At 63.4% G+C, this 16,659-nt stretch carries 18 protein-coding genes; 12 read left to right on the top strand and 6 right to left on the bottom strand.

Annotation, left to right across the window (positions count from 1 at the left end):
- Positions 1–2 precede the first annotated feature (2 nt).
- The gene (locus D8W71_RS23675; RefSeq protein ID WP_121117116.1) at positions 3–743 is read right to left on the bottom strand and encodes a hypothetical protein; all 741 of its coding nucleotides are present in this window, start codon (positions 741–743) and stop codon (positions 3–5) included.
- A gap of 73 nt (positions 744–816) precedes the next feature.
- On the opposite strand from D8W71_RS23675, the gene D8W71_RS23670 reads away from it, so the two are divergent.
- Together D8W71_RS23670 and D8W71_RS23665 are read left to right on the top strand one after the other, a co-directional pair.
- Complete coding sequence (locus D8W71_RS23670) at positions 817–1,659, top strand: helix-turn-helix domain-containing protein (RefSeq protein WP_201265174.1); 843 nt, start codon at positions 817–819, stop codon at positions 1,657–1,659.
- Complete coding sequence (locus D8W71_RS23665) at positions 1,652–2,044, top strand: VOC family protein (protein WP_121117115.1); 393 nt, start codon at positions 1,652–1,654, stop codon at positions 2,042–2,044. Before D8W71_RS23670 ends, D8W71_RS23665 begins: the two co-directional genes overlap by 8 nt.
- On the opposite strand, the gene D8W71_RS23660 is transcribed toward D8W71_RS23665, so the two are convergent.
- Together D8W71_RS23660 and D8W71_RS23655 are read right to left on the bottom strand one after the other, a co-directional pair.
- Positions 2,026–3,033: a glutathione S-transferase family protein gene (locus D8W71_RS23660; protein ID WP_121117113.1), complete on the bottom strand. Its 1,008-nt coding sequence runs from the start codon at positions 3,031–3,033 to the stop codon at positions 2,026–2,028. The two genes, D8W71_RS23665 and D8W71_RS23660, sit on opposite strands and share 19 nt — an antisense overlap.
- Before the next feature lie 13 nt (positions 3,034–3,046).
- On the bottom strand, positions 3,047–3,745 hold the full coding sequence (locus D8W71_RS23655; RefSeq protein WP_121117111.1) for a GNAT family N-acetyltransferase: 699 nt from the start codon (positions 3,743–3,745) through the stop codon (positions 3,047–3,049).
- Between the two features lie 148 nt (positions 3,746–3,893).
- Between D8W71_RS23655 and D8W71_RS23650 the strand changes: the two genes are divergently transcribed.
- From D8W71_RS23650 to D8W71_RS23640, 3 genes are all read left to right on the top strand, one after another.
- Positions 3,894–4,097 (top strand): cold-shock protein, encoded by a 204-nt coding sequence (locus D8W71_RS23650; RefSeq protein WP_068369974.1) that lies wholly within the window; start codon positions 3,894–3,896, stop codon positions 4,095–4,097.
- Positions 4,098–4,308: 211 nt separating this feature from the next.
- Positions 4,309–4,953: a PadR family transcriptional regulator gene (locus D8W71_RS23645; RefSeq protein ID WP_121117109.1), complete on the top strand. Its 645-nt coding sequence runs from the start codon at positions 4,309–4,311 to the stop codon at positions 4,951–4,953.
- Positions 4,954–5,015: 62 nt separating this feature from the next.
- The gene (locus D8W71_RS23640) at positions 5,016–6,386 is read left to right on the top strand and encodes a DHA2 family efflux MFS transporter permease subunit (RefSeq protein WP_236078127.1); all 1,371 of its coding nucleotides are present in this window, start codon (positions 5,016–5,018) and stop codon (positions 6,384–6,386) included.
- 65 nt (positions 6,387–6,451) lie between these two features.
- On the opposite strand, the gene D8W71_RS23635 is transcribed toward D8W71_RS23640, so the two are convergent.
- Positions 6,452–7,597, bottom strand: coding sequence for an acyl-CoA dehydrogenase family protein (locus tag D8W71_RS23635; RefSeq protein WP_121117104.1), 1,146 nt, complete (start codon positions 7,595–7,597; stop codon positions 6,452–6,454).
- Between the two features lie 86 nt (positions 7,598–7,683).
- Between D8W71_RS23635 and D8W71_RS23630 the strand changes: the two genes are divergently transcribed.
- Together D8W71_RS23630 and D8W71_RS23625 are read left to right on the top strand one after the other, a co-directional pair.
- Complete coding sequence (locus D8W71_RS23630) at positions 7,684–8,475, top strand: enoyl-CoA hydratase/isomerase family protein (RefSeq protein WP_121117102.1); 792 nt, start codon at positions 7,684–7,686, stop codon at positions 8,473–8,475.
- Positions 8,476–8,524: 49 nt separating this feature from the next.
- Complete coding sequence (locus tag D8W71_RS23625; protein WP_121117100.1) at positions 8,525–9,121, top strand: TetR/AcrR family transcriptional regulator; 597 nt, start codon at positions 8,525–8,527, stop codon at positions 9,119–9,121.
- Between the two features lie 6 nt (positions 9,122–9,127).
- On the opposite strand, the gene D8W71_RS23620 is transcribed toward D8W71_RS23625, so the two are convergent.
- Positions 9,128–9,697, bottom strand: coding sequence for a TetR/AcrR family transcriptional regulator (locus D8W71_RS23620; RefSeq protein WP_121117098.1), 570 nt, complete (start codon positions 9,695–9,697; stop codon positions 9,128–9,130).
- Positions 9,698–9,801: 104 nt separating this feature from the next.
- On the opposite strand from D8W71_RS23620, the gene D8W71_RS23615 reads away from it, so the two are divergent.
- Genes D8W71_RS23615 through D8W71_RS23595 form a run of 5 tightly spaced genes read left to right on the top strand, consistent with a single transcriptional unit; the run spans position 9,802 to position 15,105 of the window.
- Complete coding sequence (locus tag D8W71_RS23615; RefSeq protein ID WP_121117096.1) at positions 9,802–10,716, top strand: metal-dependent hydrolase; 915 nt, start codon at positions 9,802–9,804, stop codon at positions 10,714–10,716.
- The gene (locus D8W71_RS23610) at positions 10,713–11,771 is read left to right on the top strand and encodes a PDR/VanB family oxidoreductase (RefSeq protein WP_236077588.1); all 1,059 of its coding nucleotides are present in this window, start codon (positions 10,713–10,715) and stop codon (positions 11,769–11,771) included. The genes D8W71_RS23615 and D8W71_RS23610 overlap by 4 nt, the downstream gene beginning before the upstream one ends.
- A gap of 16 nt (positions 11,772–11,787) precedes the next feature.
- Positions 11,788–13,308, top strand: coding sequence for a flavin-containing monooxygenase (locus tag D8W71_RS23605; protein ID WP_121117094.1), 1,521 nt, complete (start codon positions 11,788–11,790; stop codon positions 13,306–13,308).
- Positions 13,305–14,153: an SDR family NAD(P)-dependent oxidoreductase gene (locus D8W71_RS23600; RefSeq protein ID WP_121117092.1), complete on the top strand. Its 849-nt coding sequence runs from the start codon at positions 13,305–13,307 to the stop codon at positions 14,151–14,153. The genes D8W71_RS23605 and D8W71_RS23600 overlap by 4 nt, the downstream gene beginning before the upstream one ends.
- Before the next feature lie 10 nt (positions 14,154–14,163).
- Positions 14,164–15,105 carry an adenosine deaminase gene (locus D8W71_RS23595; protein WP_121117090.1) on the top strand — a complete coding sequence of 314 codons (942 nt, stop codon included), beginning with the start codon at positions 14,164–14,166 and terminating at the stop codon, positions 15,103–15,105.
- Here the strand turns inward: D8W71_RS23595 and D8W71_RS23590 are convergent.
- A complete protein-coding gene (locus D8W71_RS23590; protein WP_121117088.1) occupies positions 15,092–16,573 on the bottom strand; it encodes a molybdopterin-dependent oxidoreductase in 1,482 nt (493 codons plus the stop codon). The two genes, D8W71_RS23595 and D8W71_RS23590, sit on opposite strands and share 14 nt — an antisense overlap.
- Positions 16,574–16,659 lie beyond the last annotated feature (86 nt).

The following is a 16,659-nucleotide window of genomic DNA, read 5'->3' as shown; positions in this document are numbered from 1 at the left end:
GATCATTGCTCGAGAATTCCGTCGATGGGGTCGGCGTCGATGATGCGCGTCTCGGGAAAGGCCCTTGGCGCCGGACCGAACGCTTCGCGCGCATTGCGAATGACGCCCTTGCCGATGACCCGGTTGCCCGCGCCGCCGATCACCGCCCCGATTCCTGCTGGAAGCAACTTGCCGAACAGCAGAGCGCTGCGTTTGGCGAGGTACTTCTGCACGAACTTCTTGACCAGTGACTTGTTCATGTTCGTCATCGCGCCGCCGGGGATGCGCGAGGTGATGAGCGGACCCCAGTTCTTCGCCGAACTACCGACGGTCTTCTGCACGATCTGCATTCCCGATTCACCCAGCGCCACGGACAGCACGAGTGCCCGCCGCTGCTGATGATCGTGGACCGGTATGCCGTGAACCGATGCGACGGACAGGGTCAGTAGTGCCGAGGACTCGATGAAGAACGCGGTTTCTGCGCCGACCGCCGCAATCGACGCGATCGTTCCGACGCCGGGGACCGCTGCCGCGCCGCCGACGGCGCTGCCGCTGCCTGTCACGGCGAGAAGAAATCTGTTTTCGAGACGTTCGATCAATTGGGCGGGGGTGTCGTCCGGGTGCGCCCGACGCATGTAGCCGACGTACTTTTCGACGGCCGGTCCCTGCAGGCGGCTGGCGTTGTCGAGGATCTTGACGAGCGCGCTTTCGAGCCGCCCGCCCTCCTTGATCACGTCGACCTTGTCGTCCTTGCTCTTCGCCATTCGTGCTCCGCTCGCGTTCGATGTTTCCTCGCCAGGGCTGGTACCCGTTCGCCTACGGTTCTACCCTGCGTAGATGACCGGGGTCTCGGACGGCGCACAACGACCTCCCACGGCACGGCTGCGGCCCTACGTGGCGTCGTACGACGGGTATCGACTGAAAGGCTTCGAGGCGGGCACCCACGTCGGTATGCCGAGTCCCAATTTGACGGTGATCCTGTCGATCGACTCGAAGCTCGAGATCGCGAATTCACCTCATCAGGGTTCGTGCACGTTCGAAACTCTGGCAAGCGGAATCTCGACCGAACCGGTGACGATCGCACACGACGGCAGCCAGCACGGCATTCAGCTGTCGTTGACTCCTGCCGGTGCTCGGGCTCTGTTCGGTGTTCCGACGTCGGCGCTGGGGGAGTGGATGGTGGATCTGTCGGAGGTGCTGCCCGGTGCGCGGGAGCTGACGGACCGGATCGGCGCCGAGGATTCGTGGGACGCCAGGTTCGACATCGTCGACGAGATCCTGTGTCGCTCGCTGAAGGAGAGCGAGATCGATCCGACGTTGGCGCAGGCGTGGACTCTGCTGGTGGGATCCCACGGCCGAGAACGGGTCGGTGACGTGGCGTCGAGCATCGGTTGGAGCCGCAGGCATCTCGTCAACCGGTTCACCGCCGAGTTCGGGGTCGGCCCGAAGGACTCGGCGCGCATTGCCCGATTCGACCGCTCGCACCAGTTTCTGCGACGACCTGAGATACCGCCTCTCGCCGACGTCGCCGCTCGGTGTGGGTACTACGACCAGGCCCATATGGCTCGGGAGTGGCGTGACCTAGCGGGTCTGTCGCCGTCGCGGTGGCGTCGGGAAGAGGAGTTCGCATTCGTCCAAGACGCCGACGAGCGAGGCGAGCAGGATTGCCTACATGACTGATACAGCGAACAGCGTGTGGCCTTGCTTCCGATACGACGACGCCCGCGCAGCCATCCGTTTTCTCGTCGACGTACTCGGATTCACCGAAGCCGCTGTCTACGGAGAGGGGGAACAGGTCGAGCACGCCGAACTCCGTTGGCCCGAGGGCGGCGGGGTCATGCTCGGCAGCGTAAGGCCCGACAGTGCGATCGCCGGGCTGCCCGCGGGGGTGGGGTCGGCTTACGTCGTCACCGGTGACCCCGCCGCGATCCACGACCGCGTGGTGGCCGCTGGAGGCGCCGTCACTCAGGAATTACGCGAGGAGGACTACGGAAGCCGCGGCTTCACCTGCCGCGACCCCGAAGGTGTCTTCTGGAGCTTCGGAACCTACGCCGGCACCCAGTGATCGGCGGGCACGATCTCCTCGTCCTTCGGCGGCGGCGGCGGAGTGCCGTCGCCGAACGGACGGCCGCCGAGTGACTCGCGGCCGTGTGGCGCAAGCCAGCCGTGCAGGTCGGGACCCTTGGGCACGATCCCGGTGGGATTGATGTCGGTGTGTACCACGTAGTAATGCCGTTTGATGTGGTCGAAGTCGACGGTATCGCCGAAGCCCGGTGTCTGGAACAAGTCGCGCGCGTAGTTCCACAGCACCGGTATCTCGCTCAGCTTGGTGCGATTGCACTTGAAGTGACCGTGGTAGACGGCATCGAAACGCACGAGCGTGGTGAACAGGCGCACGTCGGCTTCGGTGATGGTGTCACCCACCAGGTAGCGCTGCTCGCTCAGGCGTCCGGTAAGCCAGTCCAGTGCGGTGAACAATCTGTCGTACGCCTTGTCGTAGGCGTCCTGGGATCCGGCGAATCCGCAGCGGTAGACACCGTTGTTGACCTCGGTGAACACCCGGTGCGCCACGTCGTCGATTTCGCTTCGGAGGGCTTCCGGATACAGGTCGGGTGCGCCCTCGCGGTGGTACTGCGTCCACTCCGTCGAGAAGTCGAGCGTCATCTGCGGGTAGTCGTTGGTGACCACCTGCCCCGTCTCGATCTCGACGATTGCAGGCACGGTGATGCCGCGCGGGTAGTTGGGGAAGCGCGCGAAATACGCGTCCTGCAGCCGTTCGATCTTCAGCACCGGGTCGATCCCGCCGGGTTCCTCGTCGAAGTTCCAGCTCCGCGGATCGTGGGTCGGCCCTGGAATCCCCAGCGACAGAGCGTCCTCCAAACCGAGAAGCCGCCTGACGATGATCGACCGATGCGCCCACGGGCAGGCACGCGCGGCAATCAACCGATAGCGACCTGGCTCGACGGCATAACCGTCGCGACCGTCAGCGGTCACGCGCGTCTCGATGTAGTTGGTGTCGCGCGTGAATTCCTTGCCGTTCTCGACGTAGCTCATACCTTCAACCTACTTATGTCGAGATGTCCACTGTGACGAACACGCCCCATTCTTCGTATCCGAGACGCGAGGCGAGTCGCCTCGCCGTCGTGTTCTCCGCGTTCGTGCGCCACTGCGGAATCATGCCCTCGTCGAATGCGTCGTTGGTGACGAGACGGGCAACGACCTGTCCGTTCCCCTGCCGTCGGGCTGCGGGTGCGGTCAGTACACCGACGTCCGCGAGCACGCCTTCCCATTCCAGATAGGCCGCGCCGGACAGCGGCGGCGCGGTGTCGGCCGGTTCGTTGTCGCTGAGAAGGGTGAACCAGGAACGCTTTCGGGTCAGCTCGGCCGCGAGGACGTCATCAGGCGCGCACAGAGCTTCGAGGGCGAGGACATGGTCGAGGTCGTGCGAAATCAACGGATCGTGTCGGTCGAGGGTGGTGCCGATGTCGCCCGCGAACGACAGAATCACCGGCCCGTGGCCGCGTCCCTGCAGCTTTTCGGCCAAGAACCCGCGACGAGACAGTTCGTCGTCCGTGTGTTGTGCCGCGGAGGCAACTGCTTCCTCGGGCCCGATGAGCACGGACGCACCGCCGAGTTGAACGAATGTGACCGAAGTCTCACTAGGCCTGACTTCGATATATCGGCCGAATGGGGTCAGGGCAGAATCCTGCAGGCCAAGGCGTCTCGACCACGCCAGGCGAATGATGTCGTGATGATGTGAATCCACCGGATAGACGCTATCGCGCCGTCTGTGGAACCAACCTGAAAAATTTTTTTGCCCCTGCTGTTTCGCTGAGGCGTGATCAATGGCAGTATCGCAAATGAGATTAGTGCTTCGACGTGAAGAGCTAGCTCGCTTACAGAAGGTTTACAGTATGACGCAGGGCAGTGTTAAGTGGTTCAACGGCGAAAAGGGCTTCGGCTTCATCGAGCAGGACGGTGGCGGACCTGACGTGTTCGTTCACTACTCGGAGATCCAGGGAACTGGCTTCAAGTCGCTCGACGAGGGTCAGCGCGTGGAGTTCGAGGTCGGCCAGGGCCAGAAGGGCCCCCAGGCCACAGGCGTTCGCGCTATCTGATCCCCTAAAGGATCGCCACCCGAAATTGCTGACGGCTTAATGCTGTCTTCAGTTCAGGTACTGAAAAGGCCGGATACACGGAGTTCGCTCCGAGTGTCCGGCCTTTTTGTGCTTCCGCCACCCGTGCGCGCGTAGTTGGCACCGGCGGGATCTACGCGCTCACAGGCATGCGCTAATATTCCAACTGGAATAATTCAGTTGGGAGATCTTGATGGCGGGGAAAACTTTGACGCCGCTCGGGATCGCAGTGCTTGCGCTGCTCAACGAGGGGCCGATGCATCCGTACGAGATGTATCAACTGTTGATGTCGCGAAAAGAAGACCGAATCGTCAAAGTGCGACCCGGTTCGCTGTATCACGCCGTCGACAGGCTCGTCGAGAACGACTTGGTGCGCGAAGTCGGCACAGAACGGGAAGGCAACCGGCCCGAGCGGACAACGTACGAGGTCACCGACTCCGGGCGTGACGCGTTGGCGGCAAGAATCTCGGAGATCGTCGCGGAGCCGATACCGGAATATCCACAGTTCGTACTCGCACTGTCGGAGATTCACAATATCGATGCCGTGCACGCTGTCTCGTGCGTGCGCAGGCGAATCCGACACAAATTGACTGAGGACGCCGAGCTGGCGGTGATCGAGAGCGCCGTCACCGCGCGGGCGGTCCCGTCGATCTTCTACGTCGGGCTGAGATTCATGCGGGCCATGATCGCCGGCGAGATCGCGTGGCTCGAGAAATTCGTCGACGACATCGAGACGGGCCGAATTCCCTGGCTTACCGAGGACATGGCATCCGAGATGGCAGCCCGACGCGCAGGACACACATCGAACAATGGGGGAGACCTGTGCAAACCGAAGTAGTCGTGCCCGATACCGAGATCAAACCGTGGCCCGCCCTGTGGGCGCTGTGTCTCGGCTTCTTCATGATCCTCGTGGACACGACGATCGTCGCGGTTGCTCAGCCTGCAATTCTGGAGGGCTTGAACACCGATATCAACAACGTCATCTGGGTCACCAGTGCGTATCTGTTGGCTTATGCCGTGCCACTTCTCGTGACCGGACGCCTCGGTGACCGATTCGGTCCGCGGAATCTCTACATTGCAGGCTTGGTCGTGTTCACATTGGCTTCGGCGTGGTGTGGTCTGTCCGGCTCGATCGAAATGCTGATCGCAGCCCGCGCCGTGCAAGGCGTCGGAGCTGCGATGATCACCCCGCAGACCATGGCCGTCATCACCCGCGTGTTCCCGGCGGACAAGCGTGGAACGGCGATGGGTGCATGGGGCGCCGTCGCCGGCGTCGCCACTCTCGTCGGGCCCATCCTCGGCGGAGTGCTCGTCGATTCACTCGGCTGGGAATGGATTTTCTTCATCAACCTGCCCGTCGGTGTCGTCGCTATAGTGTTGGCGCTCAAGTTCGTTCCGGTGTTGCCGACGAACGAGCACAAGTTCGACCTCCTGGGCGTCGCGCTGAGCGGTATCGGCTTGTTCTGCATCGTGTTCGGAATTCAGGAGGGCCAAAAGTTCGACTGGGATGGACGTGTCTGGTCGCTGATCGTGGCGGGAATCGTCATCTTCGCGGCGTTCGTCTACTGGCAAGCGAAGAACAGGAACGAGCCGCTGGTTCCGCTCGCCCTGTTCCGCGATCGCAACTTCTCTTTGTCCAACATCGGTATCGCCGCAATGGGATTCGCGATGTCGGGCATGATGCTACCGATCATGTTCTACGCCCAGAGCGTTACCGGGCTCAGTCCGACGCGCTCGGCCCTGCTGTTCGTACCGATGGCAGTGCTGACCGGGGCATTGGCTCCGAATGTGGGCAAGCTCGTCGACCGAATGCATCCGCGCTACATCGCCGGTAGTGGCCTGTTCTTGCTCGCAATCGCGCTACTGGCCTTTGCCGCGCTCATGACGCCGACCACCGCGATCTGGAAGCTCCTGCTTCCCGTTGCGCTGATGGGCGTCGCCAATGCCATGATCTGGTCTCCGTTGGCGGCCACTGCAACTCGCAACCTGCCGATGAGTCAGGCGGGTGCTGGCGCCGGCATCTACAACACGACCCGCATGATCGGGTCCGTACTCCGTAGTGCCGGAATCGGCGCGCTCATTCAGTCGCGCTTGGCAGTGGAGATCCCCGGGTCCGACGCGGCAGGTGCCAACGAATTCAGTGGGCGCGTACCGGAAATGCTGCGCGACGGTTTCACGTCGGCGATGGCTCAGTCCCTGGTGCTGCCCGCGATCGTGTTGCTGATCGGGATGGTGGCCGTCTCGTTCTACGCCAGGCCCGCGTTCGAATAGATCCACGCACGTGAACGGAAATGCACAGCCCGCTGTGTATTTCCGTTCACGTGCGCCGAAGGCGCCTACAGCCCCAGATCCCGGCCGATGAGTTCCTTCATGATTTCGTTCGACCCTGCCCAGATCTTGGTGACGCGAGCGTCTTTCCACGCGCGGGCGGCGCGGTATTCGTTCATGAAGCCGTAGCCGCCGTGCAGCTGGACGCAGTGGTCGAGAATCTCGTTCTGCACCTGCGAACTCCACCATTTCGCCTTGGCGGCATCGATCGCCGTGAGTTCACCTTTGCCGTGGGCGACGATGCAGTTGTCGATGTATGCCTGTGCCACATCCAGTTTGGTGACCAGCTCGGCGATCAGGAATTTGTTCCACTGCAGCGACCCGATCTGCTGACCGAACGCCTTGCGATCCTTGGCGTACTGGATCGTGTCCTCGAGAATCGGGCGAACATGTCCGAGGTTCGCTACCGAACAACTGATCCGTTCCTGGGGGAGCAGTTGCATCATGTGGATGAAGCCGCCGTCGAACTCACCGATCATGTTGGATGCAGGCACGCGAACGTTCTCGAAGAAGAGTTCGGCGGTGTCGGATTCGGGCTGACCCACCTTGTCGAGCTTGCGTCCTCGCGAGAATCCTTCGGTGCCGTTCTCCACGGCGAAGAGCGTGATGCCCTTGGCCTTCTTCTCCGGCGTGGTGCGCGTGGCCACGATGACGAGGTCGGCACTGTTTCCGTTGGTGATGAACGTCTTCGAACCGTTGATGATGAAGTCGTCGCCGTCTTTGACAGCCGTGGTCTTCAGCGCGGCAAGATCGGATCCGCCGGACGGCTCGGTCATCGCGATCGCCGTCAGGATCTCGCCGCTGCAGAACCCGGGCAGCCAGCGCTTCTTCTGCTCCTCGGTGGTCAGTTTCACCAGATACGGCGCCACGATGTCGTAGTGAATACCGAAGCACGACGCCACTGCCGCACTCGAGCGAGACAGTTCCTCACCGAGTACCGCGTTGAAACGGTAGTCGTCGGCGCCGCTGCCGCCGTACTCTTCGGGAACCTCGAGCCCGAGGAAGCCGTTCCTGCCTGCTTCTAGCCAGATGTCGCGATCGATGAAGCGTTGCTCGACGAGCTTCTCTTCACGGGGAGTGATCGTGCGGGTGACGAATTCGCGGACGGATGCGCGGAACGCGTCGTGGTCCTCGTCGAACAAGCTGCGCTTCATGTGTGTTCCTCCAGATAACGGTAATCCAGTGCGCACAATACTCGCCGGTAACAAGGTCCTTCGCAGCGTATGGCACTCTGGCAGTCATGGCTGACCAACCCACCTCCCTCGTCAGGTACACCTCGGATGCAGGCGCAGAGGTCGCGGTGCTGACCTTCGACCACGGCCCGCTCAATCTCTTCGATCAGGCCATGTTCGATTCGGTGGCGAAGGACGTGGCCGATCTCACCGCTAATCCGCCCAGGGCAGTGCTGCTGAGGGCCGAGGGCAAGGTCAACTCAGCAGGCGTCGACGTGCACGTCTTCGACGGTCTCAGCGCACAGCAGGGTGCCGACCTCTGGCGGCAGCTGTTCGCCGATATCGCCCACCCGCTCGAGGCGCTTCCGTGCCCCGTCGTCTACGCCGCCCACGGGCTCACCTTGACGGCCGCATTCGAGATCTCGCTGGCGTGCGACATCATTCTCGCGAGCCCGAAAGCGAAATTCGGACTCGTCGAAACCGTCGTCGGGCTTACCCCGTCGATGGGTGGTCCGCAGCGCCTTGCCGAGCGGGCCGGCTCGGGTCGTGCACGCGAACTCGTCATGACGGGAGACCTGTACGACGCGCAGACGATGAAGGAGTGGGGCGTCGTGGGTCAAATCCACGACGACGTCGACGCCTCTGCCCGTGCCCTGGTCGAGCGGTTGGCCTCCGGTCCGACGGTGGCTCACGCTGCCACCAAAAAGATTGTGGCAGCGTGGCGTTCGGGCGGTATTGCTCATGCGGACGAGATCACGTCCGAGGTGTCGGGGGCGTTGTTCGAGACCGAGGATCTTCGCGGAGCGGTGCAGAGTTTCCTCGTCGACGGCCCGGGGAAGGCGACGTACACGGGTCGTTGATGGTAAGTCCTTCCGTGTAGCCGAGGTGCCGGATGGGATCATGGGTGCTATGGCATCGGTGAACGCTCCCAAGTGGAGTCGGTTGGAGCCGGACGAGCGCCGGACGCAGATTCTGGCGAGCGCTGTTCGGTTGTTCGGCGACAAGCCGTATGCCGAGGTTTCGATGGCCGATGTCGCGGCGTCGGCTGGTGTCGCGCGGGGTCTGGTCAATCACTATGTCGGTAGCAAGCGCGATCTCTACCTCGAATGTGTTCGGTTTCTGGTGACGGTTCCGCCGATCGAGGATGTGCATCTGCCGGCTGGTTCGCTTCAGGAGCGTGCACGGGGAAGCGTGCACTGGCTGGTCGGAGTGATCGAGACGCACGGGAGGGCGTGGGTCTCGATGTCGAGCGGATCCGGTGTGGACGAGCAGGTTGCTCGAATACTGGACGAGGCCGACGATCTCGCGGCAGAGCGAGTGTTGCATGCGACGGCGTTCGACGGTGCCGATCCGGTGCTGGCGGCGTCGGTGGTTCGCGCGTTCGGCGGCATGGTGAAGGCGGCGGGGCGTGAGTGGCTGGTGCGGGAGACGCTCGATCGTGAACAGGTCGAGGCCCTGCTGACCGATGTTCTGGTCACCGTGCTCGGGACTGCGCGCTCCCTCTAGCGCGGGTTATGCCTCGGCCAGCATCGGGACGATGTTTCGGTGGGCGAAGGCGAGCAGGTCGTCGTAGGTGTCCAGGGCAGCGCCCGCCGAAGGCGTCAAGAGGATCGAATGGACGACCCGGACGACGATTTCGGGTCCGTCCGGAATGGCGAAGGCCGTCGACGGTGACGCACCGTGTGCGATGTGGGTTGCGGCCAAAATCGCGGGGGCGAGCAGGCCGGACGCGTTGACGGTCAGTTCTTCCAGGACTACCGGATTCTCCGAGTCGAACATCTTCAGCAGTACCGGATTGGTGCGCACGGAGTCGACTGTTGCTGCGAATCCATGTGCGACACCGTCGGCGAGGGAGGGCTGCTCCGACGCAGCTGCCGACACCGACTGGAGAAGCCGTCTCGCCTCGCGCGCCATGACGGCCTGGACCAGTTCGTCCTTCGATCCGATACGGCGGTAGACGGTCACTCGGTTTATGCGTGCTCGTTTCGCGACGTCGCCGATGGTGGTCCTGGCGATGCCGACTTCACCGAAGAGCTCGAACGCCGCGTCGAGAATTGGTCCGTCGACTCCGTCGGGGTGCATCGCACGATCCTAACGGTCACCTGAATGCAACATTGCAACACTTACTGTTGCTGTGTAACACTTGACTGACTGGAAGTGGTCACGTGCACAGGAACGGAGAACGGATGCCTCGCAATTCAGGGGTCGATTCGAACGATATGTACGACGACGAGTCCTATGCGATCGTCGCGCGCGCCGTGCGGTTCGACTGGTCGAATGTTCCTCTGCAGTACATCCCCGGCGACTGGTACGCGACGCACTTCTGGAATGTGATGCACCTGGTACTGCCCGAGGGCGAGCGGGCCATGGCCGACGTGTTCGCCCGGGCGCTCCCGTCGATCGACGACCGCAGGTTGCACGAAGAGGTCGTCGGATTCGTCGGCCAAGAGGCCACGCATGCGTCCTCGCACGAAAGCTTCCGTGACTATCTCGTCGCACACGGAGTCGATATCGAGCCCATCCTGCGCCGCATCCGTTTCGCGGTGGGCGTGGTCTTCGGTGATCATGGGCTGACCGGGCGCGCCGGCCGGGTGTGGCTACATGAGCGTCTCGGAATCTACGCCGCTGCAGAACATTTCACTGCCGTCGTCGGTGAATGGCTGCTCGACAACACCGAGTTCGACCGGCTGGGCGTCGATCCGACGATGCTGGATCTGCTGCGCTGGCACGGCGCCGAGGAACTCGAGCATCGTAACGTTGCTTTCGACGCTTACCAGTACGTGGACGGCGGCGGTTTCCGGCGCGCCCGAACCGCTGTCGTAGCCAGTGCAGGGCTTGCGGTGCTGTGGTTCAGCACGGCCGCGTACCTGTACCGCAATCCTGTTGCCACACCACGTACGACGCGTTTTCGCGGTATCCGGATGCCGTGGCCGCTCGCCTTCGCCAGGGCGTCGCACAAACATCTCATTCCAGGCCTGTCCTTTCTCTTCGTGCAGCTCGCCCTGTACGTACGGCCCGGTTTTCACCCCTCCGACATGGGAGACATCGACAAGGCCGTGCACTACCTGGCGACCTCGCCTGCAGCGCTGGCGGCCCAGTGACTGCCGGTGTCGGTCTACGTGCCATCGGCGCCGCGTCCCGCGTCTACGCCAAGCTGGTTGCCGAGTCGACCGTCGTGACAGCGCTGTCTCCGGCCCGTCCGCGTCGTCACGTCGGGTACGAGTTCGATGCGATCGTCGACGGCATCGCCGACGAGGCGGTGGACGTCAAGTCGTTTCTGCTGCGCCGCACAGAGAATCGTCCACTACCGACATGGCTTCCCGGCGCACACATCGATGTGACCACTCCGTCGGGTGCACTTCGGCAGTATTCGCTTGCCGGTCGTCCCGACGGCGGTGCCCACTACCGTATCGCCGTCCGAAGAATCCTCGGCGGCAGTGTGTCCGAGGAGATGCACAACCTTTCCGGTGGAGAAGTTCTGCGAATCCGCGGACCGCGCAATGCTTTTCCGTTGGCTCGGGCGAGACGGTACTTCTTTGTGGCCGCGGGCATCGGCATCACACCGATCCGAGCGATGATCGAGCGTGCGGCCGAGGACGGGGCCGAATGGTCGTTGTACTACCGCGGTCGAACCAGGGAGAGCCTGCCGTTCCTCGCGGAACTCGAACAGCTGGCGCAGCGATCGGACAGCCGCATCATCGTCGAGACCGACGACGTCGACGGCCTTGCGTCCGCCGCCGACATCGTGGGATACGCGCGGGAGGGCAGCGCGATGTACGTGTGTGGACCGGCGCCTCTGTCCTCGGCGCTCCGCGGTGAAGCGATGCGGCAGGGAAACGTCCGGGAGTTCCACACCGAACTGTTCACTCCTGCAGCGGTGGTGGACGGAATGCCGTTCACGATGCACCTGAGTCGTTCCGGCGAGACAGTCGCCGTCGGCGCGCAGGAAACCGCGTTGGCCGCCCTTCGTCGGACGAGACCGGATCAGCCGTATTCGTGCCGACAGGGTTTCTGCGGCGCCTGCGTCGTCGGTCTGGTCGCGGGGCGAGTCGAGCACCGCGATCGTGTGCTCGGCGACGAGGACCGAAACTCCTCGATTGCGATCTGTGTCTCGCGCGCAGCCGCCGACGGCGACGTTCTCGTACTCGATCTGTAGAAGGAGCACCTTATCCATGGCTGCAACGCAAGTACCCCGGATAGACGTCGCCATCATCGGAGCGGGATTCGGCGGACTCGGCGCCGCGATCCGCCTCGAACAAGAAGGGCGAGCAGACTTCCTGATCTTCGAGCGCGACGACGCAGTAGGCGGGACGTGGCACGTCAACACCTATCCCGGTGCGCAGTGCGACATCCCCTCGGCGCTCTACTCGTTCTCGTTCGCACCGAATCCAGGGTGGACCCGCCTGTACCCGCTGCAACCGGAGATCGAGGAGTACCTCAATCACTGCACGGACCGATTCGGTATCCGTGACCGAATCCTGTTCGGTCACGAAGTTCTCGAGGCGGTGTGGATCGAGGACGAGGCCCGGTGGTTGGTCACAACCGCGCACGGTACGTGGTCGGCCCGTGTGCTCATCGGCGCATTGGGGCCCTTCAGCGAACCTGCCCGACCGAACATCGAAGGTCTCGACACGTTCGCCGGTACCGTCTTCCACTCGGCCGAATGGAATCACCAACACTCGGTGGCGAGTGACCGCGTTGCCGTCATCGGCACCGGAGCGTCGGCCGTCCAGTTCGTTCCCCGCATAGCCGAGCAAGCACTGCACCTGACGCTGTTCCAGCGAACTCCTACGTGGATACTTCCGCATCCCGACCGGCCCATCTCCGCATCGGGTAGAGCAGTCCTGCGTCGGTTCCCGGTGCTGCAGCGCGCGATGCGCAGGTCGTTCGACCTGTTTCAAGAAGCCTTGGTGCCCGGTCTCATTCGTCACCGGTCGCTTCTGGCGCCCCTGACGGCACTCGGACGTGCGCACCTGAAGCGTCAGGTGAAAGACGCAGACCTCCGGGACAAGCTCACTCCTCGATATGCATTCGGGTGCAAGCGGCCGACGTTCTCCAACGCGTTCTATCCCGCCCTGTGCCGGGACAACGTCTCGGTGGAGACGACTCCGATTGCGCGGATTCGGCCGGAAGGCATCGTCACCGCCGACGGCCGCACACACGACGTCGACGCGATCGTCCTCGGAACCGGGTTCACCGTCGCGGGGCATTCGGGATTTCGACGCATCCGCGGACGAGCGGGAACGTCGTTGGCCGAGGCGTGGCCGGCAGGGGAGATGACGTCGTACCGCGGGACGACCGTGCACGGCTTCCCGAACTTCTTCATGCTGCTCGGCCCGAACTCGGTGGTCTACACCTCACAGGTCGTCACCATCGAAGTCCAGGTGAACTACATCCTCGACGCCCTTCGCGTCATGGACTCGAGATCACTCGTCGCGCTGGAGGTGAGCCGCGACGCGCAGCGAGAATTTGCCGAGCACACCGATGCGCGGCTTGCGGGCTCGGTCTGGAACTCCGGTGGATGCAGTAGTTACTACCTGAGCCCGTCGGGCAGGAACGTGACGTACTGGCCCGGTTCGGTGCGCAGCTTCACGCACGCCATGTCGACGGTCGACATCGACGATTACCGCTGTCGTACAGCGGCATCCATGCGTACAGCGGCATCCATGGAATCGGAAGGGAGCGTCGCATGAGCGGACTCGGGCGGATATCGCTGCCGGGTACGGTTGTGCTCGTCACCGGAGGGGCGCGGGGGATCGGCGCTGCGACGGTAAGAAAATTGGTCGAATCCGGTGCGTCGGTTGCGGTCGTCGACCGAGACTTCCCGACGACTGTCGTTGCGTCCGAACAGATTCTGCTGCTGGAAGCGGACGTCACCGATTCCGAGGCCATGGTCGAGTGTGTGCGCCGAACGGTCGAGAGGTTCGGTGGGCTGGACGCGATCGTCGCAGGCGCCGGAATTACCCCGCCTCCGGCGACTATTCGAACGATCGACCGCGACGTGTTCGACAACGTGATGGCGGTGAATTTCGGCGGTGTCCTCAACGTCGTCCGCGCCGGCGCCGACGAGATCGTCGAACGCGGAGGCCACATCCTGCTGGTCGCGTCGTGCGCTGCATTCACTCCGGGGATGGGTGGCGCTCCGTACATGGTGAGCAAGGCCGCCGTCGAGCAGTTGGGTCGAGCGCTGCGGATCGAATTGGCTGCCGTCGGAGCGTCGGCGGGGCTTGCGTATTTCGGAGTGGTCGACACCGGGCTTGCGCGAGAGACGCTCGACGACCATCCGATCGGACATCGCATCGGTGACCTGCTGCCGTGGCCACTCGATCGACGGCTCTCCGCCGAACGCGCTGCTGACCTAGTGGTAGGCGCAGTGTGCGAACGCCGCGCGCGCGTCATCGCGCCGGCCGTGTGGTTGCCGTACTTCTGGTTACGCGGGATCCTCAATCCCATTCTCGAACGGAAGCTGACTCGCGATCGCAGGGTGTCGACGTTGATTCGTGACGTGGAGGAAATGACGCTGCCCTCGAGTAGGTAGAATTCATGGGATGACTACGTTGCCTCTCGCCGAACTGCACATGCACATCGAGGGTTCGCTCGAACCCGCGCAAATTTTCGAACTCGCCGAGCGTAATTCGATTGCGTTGCCGTACAGCGACATCGGTGAGCTCGAAGCGTTGTACGAGTTCACAGACCTGCAGTCGTTCCTGGATCTGTACTACGCCAACATGTCTGTGTTGAGAACGGCCGAGGATTTTGCCGACCTCGCCCGCGCGTACTTTTCTCGGGCAGCGGCGGGTGGCATCACACACGCGGAGATCTTCTTCGATCCGCAGGCGCACACCTCGCGCGGGGTCGCGTTGGAAGCAGTAGTCGAGGGTTTGGCCGACGCGTCGGCGTCGAGCGAGCGTGAGTTCGGGGTGACGAGCGGCCTGATCGCGTCGATTCTGCGCGACAAGCCGGTGCTGCACGCGAACAAGTTGCTCGACGACCTGCTCGCGATGAAGGCACCCATCATCGGTCTCGGTCTCGATTCTGCGGAGTTCGGATTTCCGCCGTCGTTGTTCGTCGACGTGTTCGCGAAAGCACGAGCCGAGGGCCTCCACGTCGTCGCTCATGCGGGGGAGGAGGGGCCTGCCGAGTACATCTGGGAGGCCCTCGACCTTTTGAAGGTCGAGCGTATCGACCACGGCGTCCGTTGCCTGGAAGACGATGCCCTGGTCTCTCGCCTCGTCGACGAGGAGATTCCGCTGACGGTGTGTCCGCTCTCGAACGTCCGCCTCAAGGTGATCGAGAAGCTGGCCGATCATCCCATTCGGCAGATGATCGAGCGCGGTCTGATCGTCACCGTCAACTCCGACGATCCGGCGTACTTCGGCGGCTACGTGGACGACAACTTCGCGGCGCTCACCGAGCAGGTCGGCCTCACCGACCGCGAGCGAGAGATCTTGTACGACAACTCGATCACAGCGTCGTTCATCGCACGGTGACGAACGCCTTCGGGTAGCCGGTGGCCCCGTCGGGGACGGTGTCCGCCGTCATCGAGGTCTGGATGTCCCCGTCCGCGTCCGTTGCGCGGGCACGGATGGAGTGATCGCCCGGTGACGCCTCCCATTCGAGGGTCCACTGGCGCCACGTGTCGTTCGAGTACTCCTCGGACAACGTCGCAGGCATCCAATCACCCTCGTCGATCTGCACGTCGACCCCGGTGATGCCGGTGTGCTGCTTCCATGCGACGCCAGCGATCACGACCGTGCCCGCGTCCACCGCCGCACCCGAACGTGGAGTGTCGATGCGCGAGGCGGTCTTGATCGGCCCGAGTGCGCCCCATCCACGGTCGGTCCAGTACGCGGTGACCTTGTCGAAACGGGTGACCTCGAGATCGGTCACCCACTTGGTCGCCGACACGTAGCCGTAGAGACCGGGGACGACGAGCCGTGCGGGATAGCCGTGTTCGATGGGGAGAGGTTGGCCGTTCATGCCGACGGCGAGCAACGCATCCCGGCCGTCGAGCAGCACGTCGAGCGGTGTCCCCGCGGTGAACGCGTCGTGGCTGGACGACAGCACCATATCGGCGCCGTCCTGGACCCCTGCTTCCTCGAGCAAGTCCTTCAGCGGATAACCGATCCACGTCGCGTTGCCGACGAGATCACCACCGACGATGTTCGACACACAGGTGAGCGTCACGGTCCGTTCGACGGCTTGTCTGGACGCCAGATCCTCGAAGGTGATCTCGAGTTCCTTCTCGACCATTCCGTGGATGCGAAGTGACCAGGTGTCCGACTGAACCTGCGGCAGCACGAGAGCCGTGTCGATTCGGTAGAAGTCCTCGTTGGGCGTGATGTACGAGGCGAGTCCGTCGATGCGCAGATCCGCGCCCGCCGGAATCGGAGGCTGCGGCGTCGGCGTCGGCAGTCTGAAACCGAGTCGGTTGGCCGTGACGTCGCGTGCTTGGGAGATCAACCGTCCAGCAGTTCCGGCGGCAACTGCGACGACGCCCGCGGCGACGGCGAGGCCGAGGAAATTTCGGCGGGTCATGCCCTCGGTTGCGGGTTCCTGGGTACGGATCAATGCATGCAGCACCACGATTCCAACGGCCACGCCGACGATCGTCGGCAGCGCAGCGAGTGGGGTGGCGGTCGATCGGGTGACGGCGGCGAGGACGCCGACGGCTCCCAGGACACCGAACAGAATCGCGCCGAGGGGACGGCGAAGCAGGCCAGCACCCGCGGCGATCAGTGCGATCACGAGCGCCATCCCGACGAACAGTGCCGCCTTGTCGCTGGTCCCGAACGTGTCGATCGCCCATTCGCGGACCGCCTCGGGGGTGCCGTCGACGACGGCGGATCCGACGGCGTAGAACGGCGACGAGTTCGAACCGAACGGGACAGCGACGAGTTCTCCGACGCCGAGGATCACTCCGGCTGCGAGGATCCCGGAAAGGGCGCGTTTGAACATCACTCCAAGATAGGCGCACGTCCAAAGTAGTGGCTCGAAGAAGTGCCCCGGGGGGCACTCAGCCGTGCCACTGCTGACGGGCCCGG

The organism is Rhodococcus sp. P1Y, assembly GCF_003641205.1.
Classification (GTDB): domain Bacteria; phylum Actinomycetota; class Actinomycetes; order Mycobacteriales; family Mycobacteriaceae; genus Rhodococcoides.
This window is presented reverse-complemented; position numbering and strand designations above follow the sequence as displayed.

Bases quoted from the DNA above. Each gene is read 5' to 3' on its own strand.
- D8W71_RS23645 (WP_121117109.1), top strand. From the start codon at position 4,309: ATGGCGGGGAAAACTTTGACGCCGCTCGGGATCGCAGTGCTTGCGCTG.
- D8W71_RS23635 (WP_121117104.1), bottom strand. From the start codon at position 7,597: ATGAAGCGCAGCTTGTTCGACGAGGACCACGACGCGTTCCGCGCATCC.
- D8W71_RS23630 (WP_121117102.1), top strand. From the start codon at position 7,684: ATGGCTGACCAACCCACCTCCCTCGTCAGGTACACCTCGGATGCAGGC.
- D8W71_RS23665 (WP_121117115.1), top strand. From the start codon at position 1,652: ATGACTGATACAGCGAACAGCGTGTGGCCTTGCTTCCGATACGACGAC.
- D8W71_RS23650 (WP_068369974.1), top strand. From the start codon at position 3,894: ATGACGCAGGGCAGTGTTAAGTGGTTCAACGGCGAAAAGGGCTTCGGC.
- D8W71_RS23605 (WP_121117094.1), top strand. From the start codon at position 11,788: ATGGCTGCAACGCAAGTACCCCGGATAGACGTCGCCATCATCGGAGCG.
- D8W71_RS23590 (WP_121117088.1), bottom strand. From the start codon at position 16,573: ATGTTCAAACGCGCCCTTTCCGGGATCCTCGCAGCCGGAGTGATCCTC.
- D8W71_RS23670 (WP_201265174.1), top strand. From the start codon at position 817: ATGACCGGGGTCTCGGACGGCGCACAACGACCTCCCACGGCACGGCTG.
- D8W71_RS23615 (WP_121117096.1), top strand. From the start codon at position 9,802: ATGCCTCGCAATTCAGGGGTCGATTCGAACGATATGTACGACGACGAG.
- D8W71_RS23595 (WP_121117090.1), top strand. From the start codon at position 14,164: ATGACTACGTTGCCTCTCGCCGAACTGCACATGCACATCGAGGGTTCG.
- D8W71_RS23675 (WP_121117116.1), bottom strand. From the start codon at position 743: ATGGCGAAGAGCAAGGACGACAAGGTCGACGTGATCAAGGAGGGCGGG.
- D8W71_RS23600 (WP_121117092.1), top strand. From the start codon at position 13,305: ATGAGCGGACTCGGGCGGATATCGCTGCCGGGTACGGTTGTGCTCGTC.
- D8W71_RS23625 (WP_121117100.1), top strand. From the start codon at position 8,525: ATGGCATCGGTGAACGCTCCCAAGTGGAGTCGGTTGGAGCCGGACGAG.
- D8W71_RS23660 (WP_121117113.1), bottom strand. From the start codon at position 3,033: ATGAGCTACGTCGAGAACGGCAAGGAATTCACGCGCGACACCAACTAC.
- D8W71_RS23620 (WP_121117098.1), bottom strand. From the start codon at position 9,697: ATGCACCCCGACGGAGTCGACGGACCAATTCTCGACGCGGCGTTCGAG.
- D8W71_RS23640 (WP_236078127.1), top strand. From the start codon at position 5,016: ATGATCCTCGTGGACACGACGATCGTCGCGGTTGCTCAGCCTGCAATT.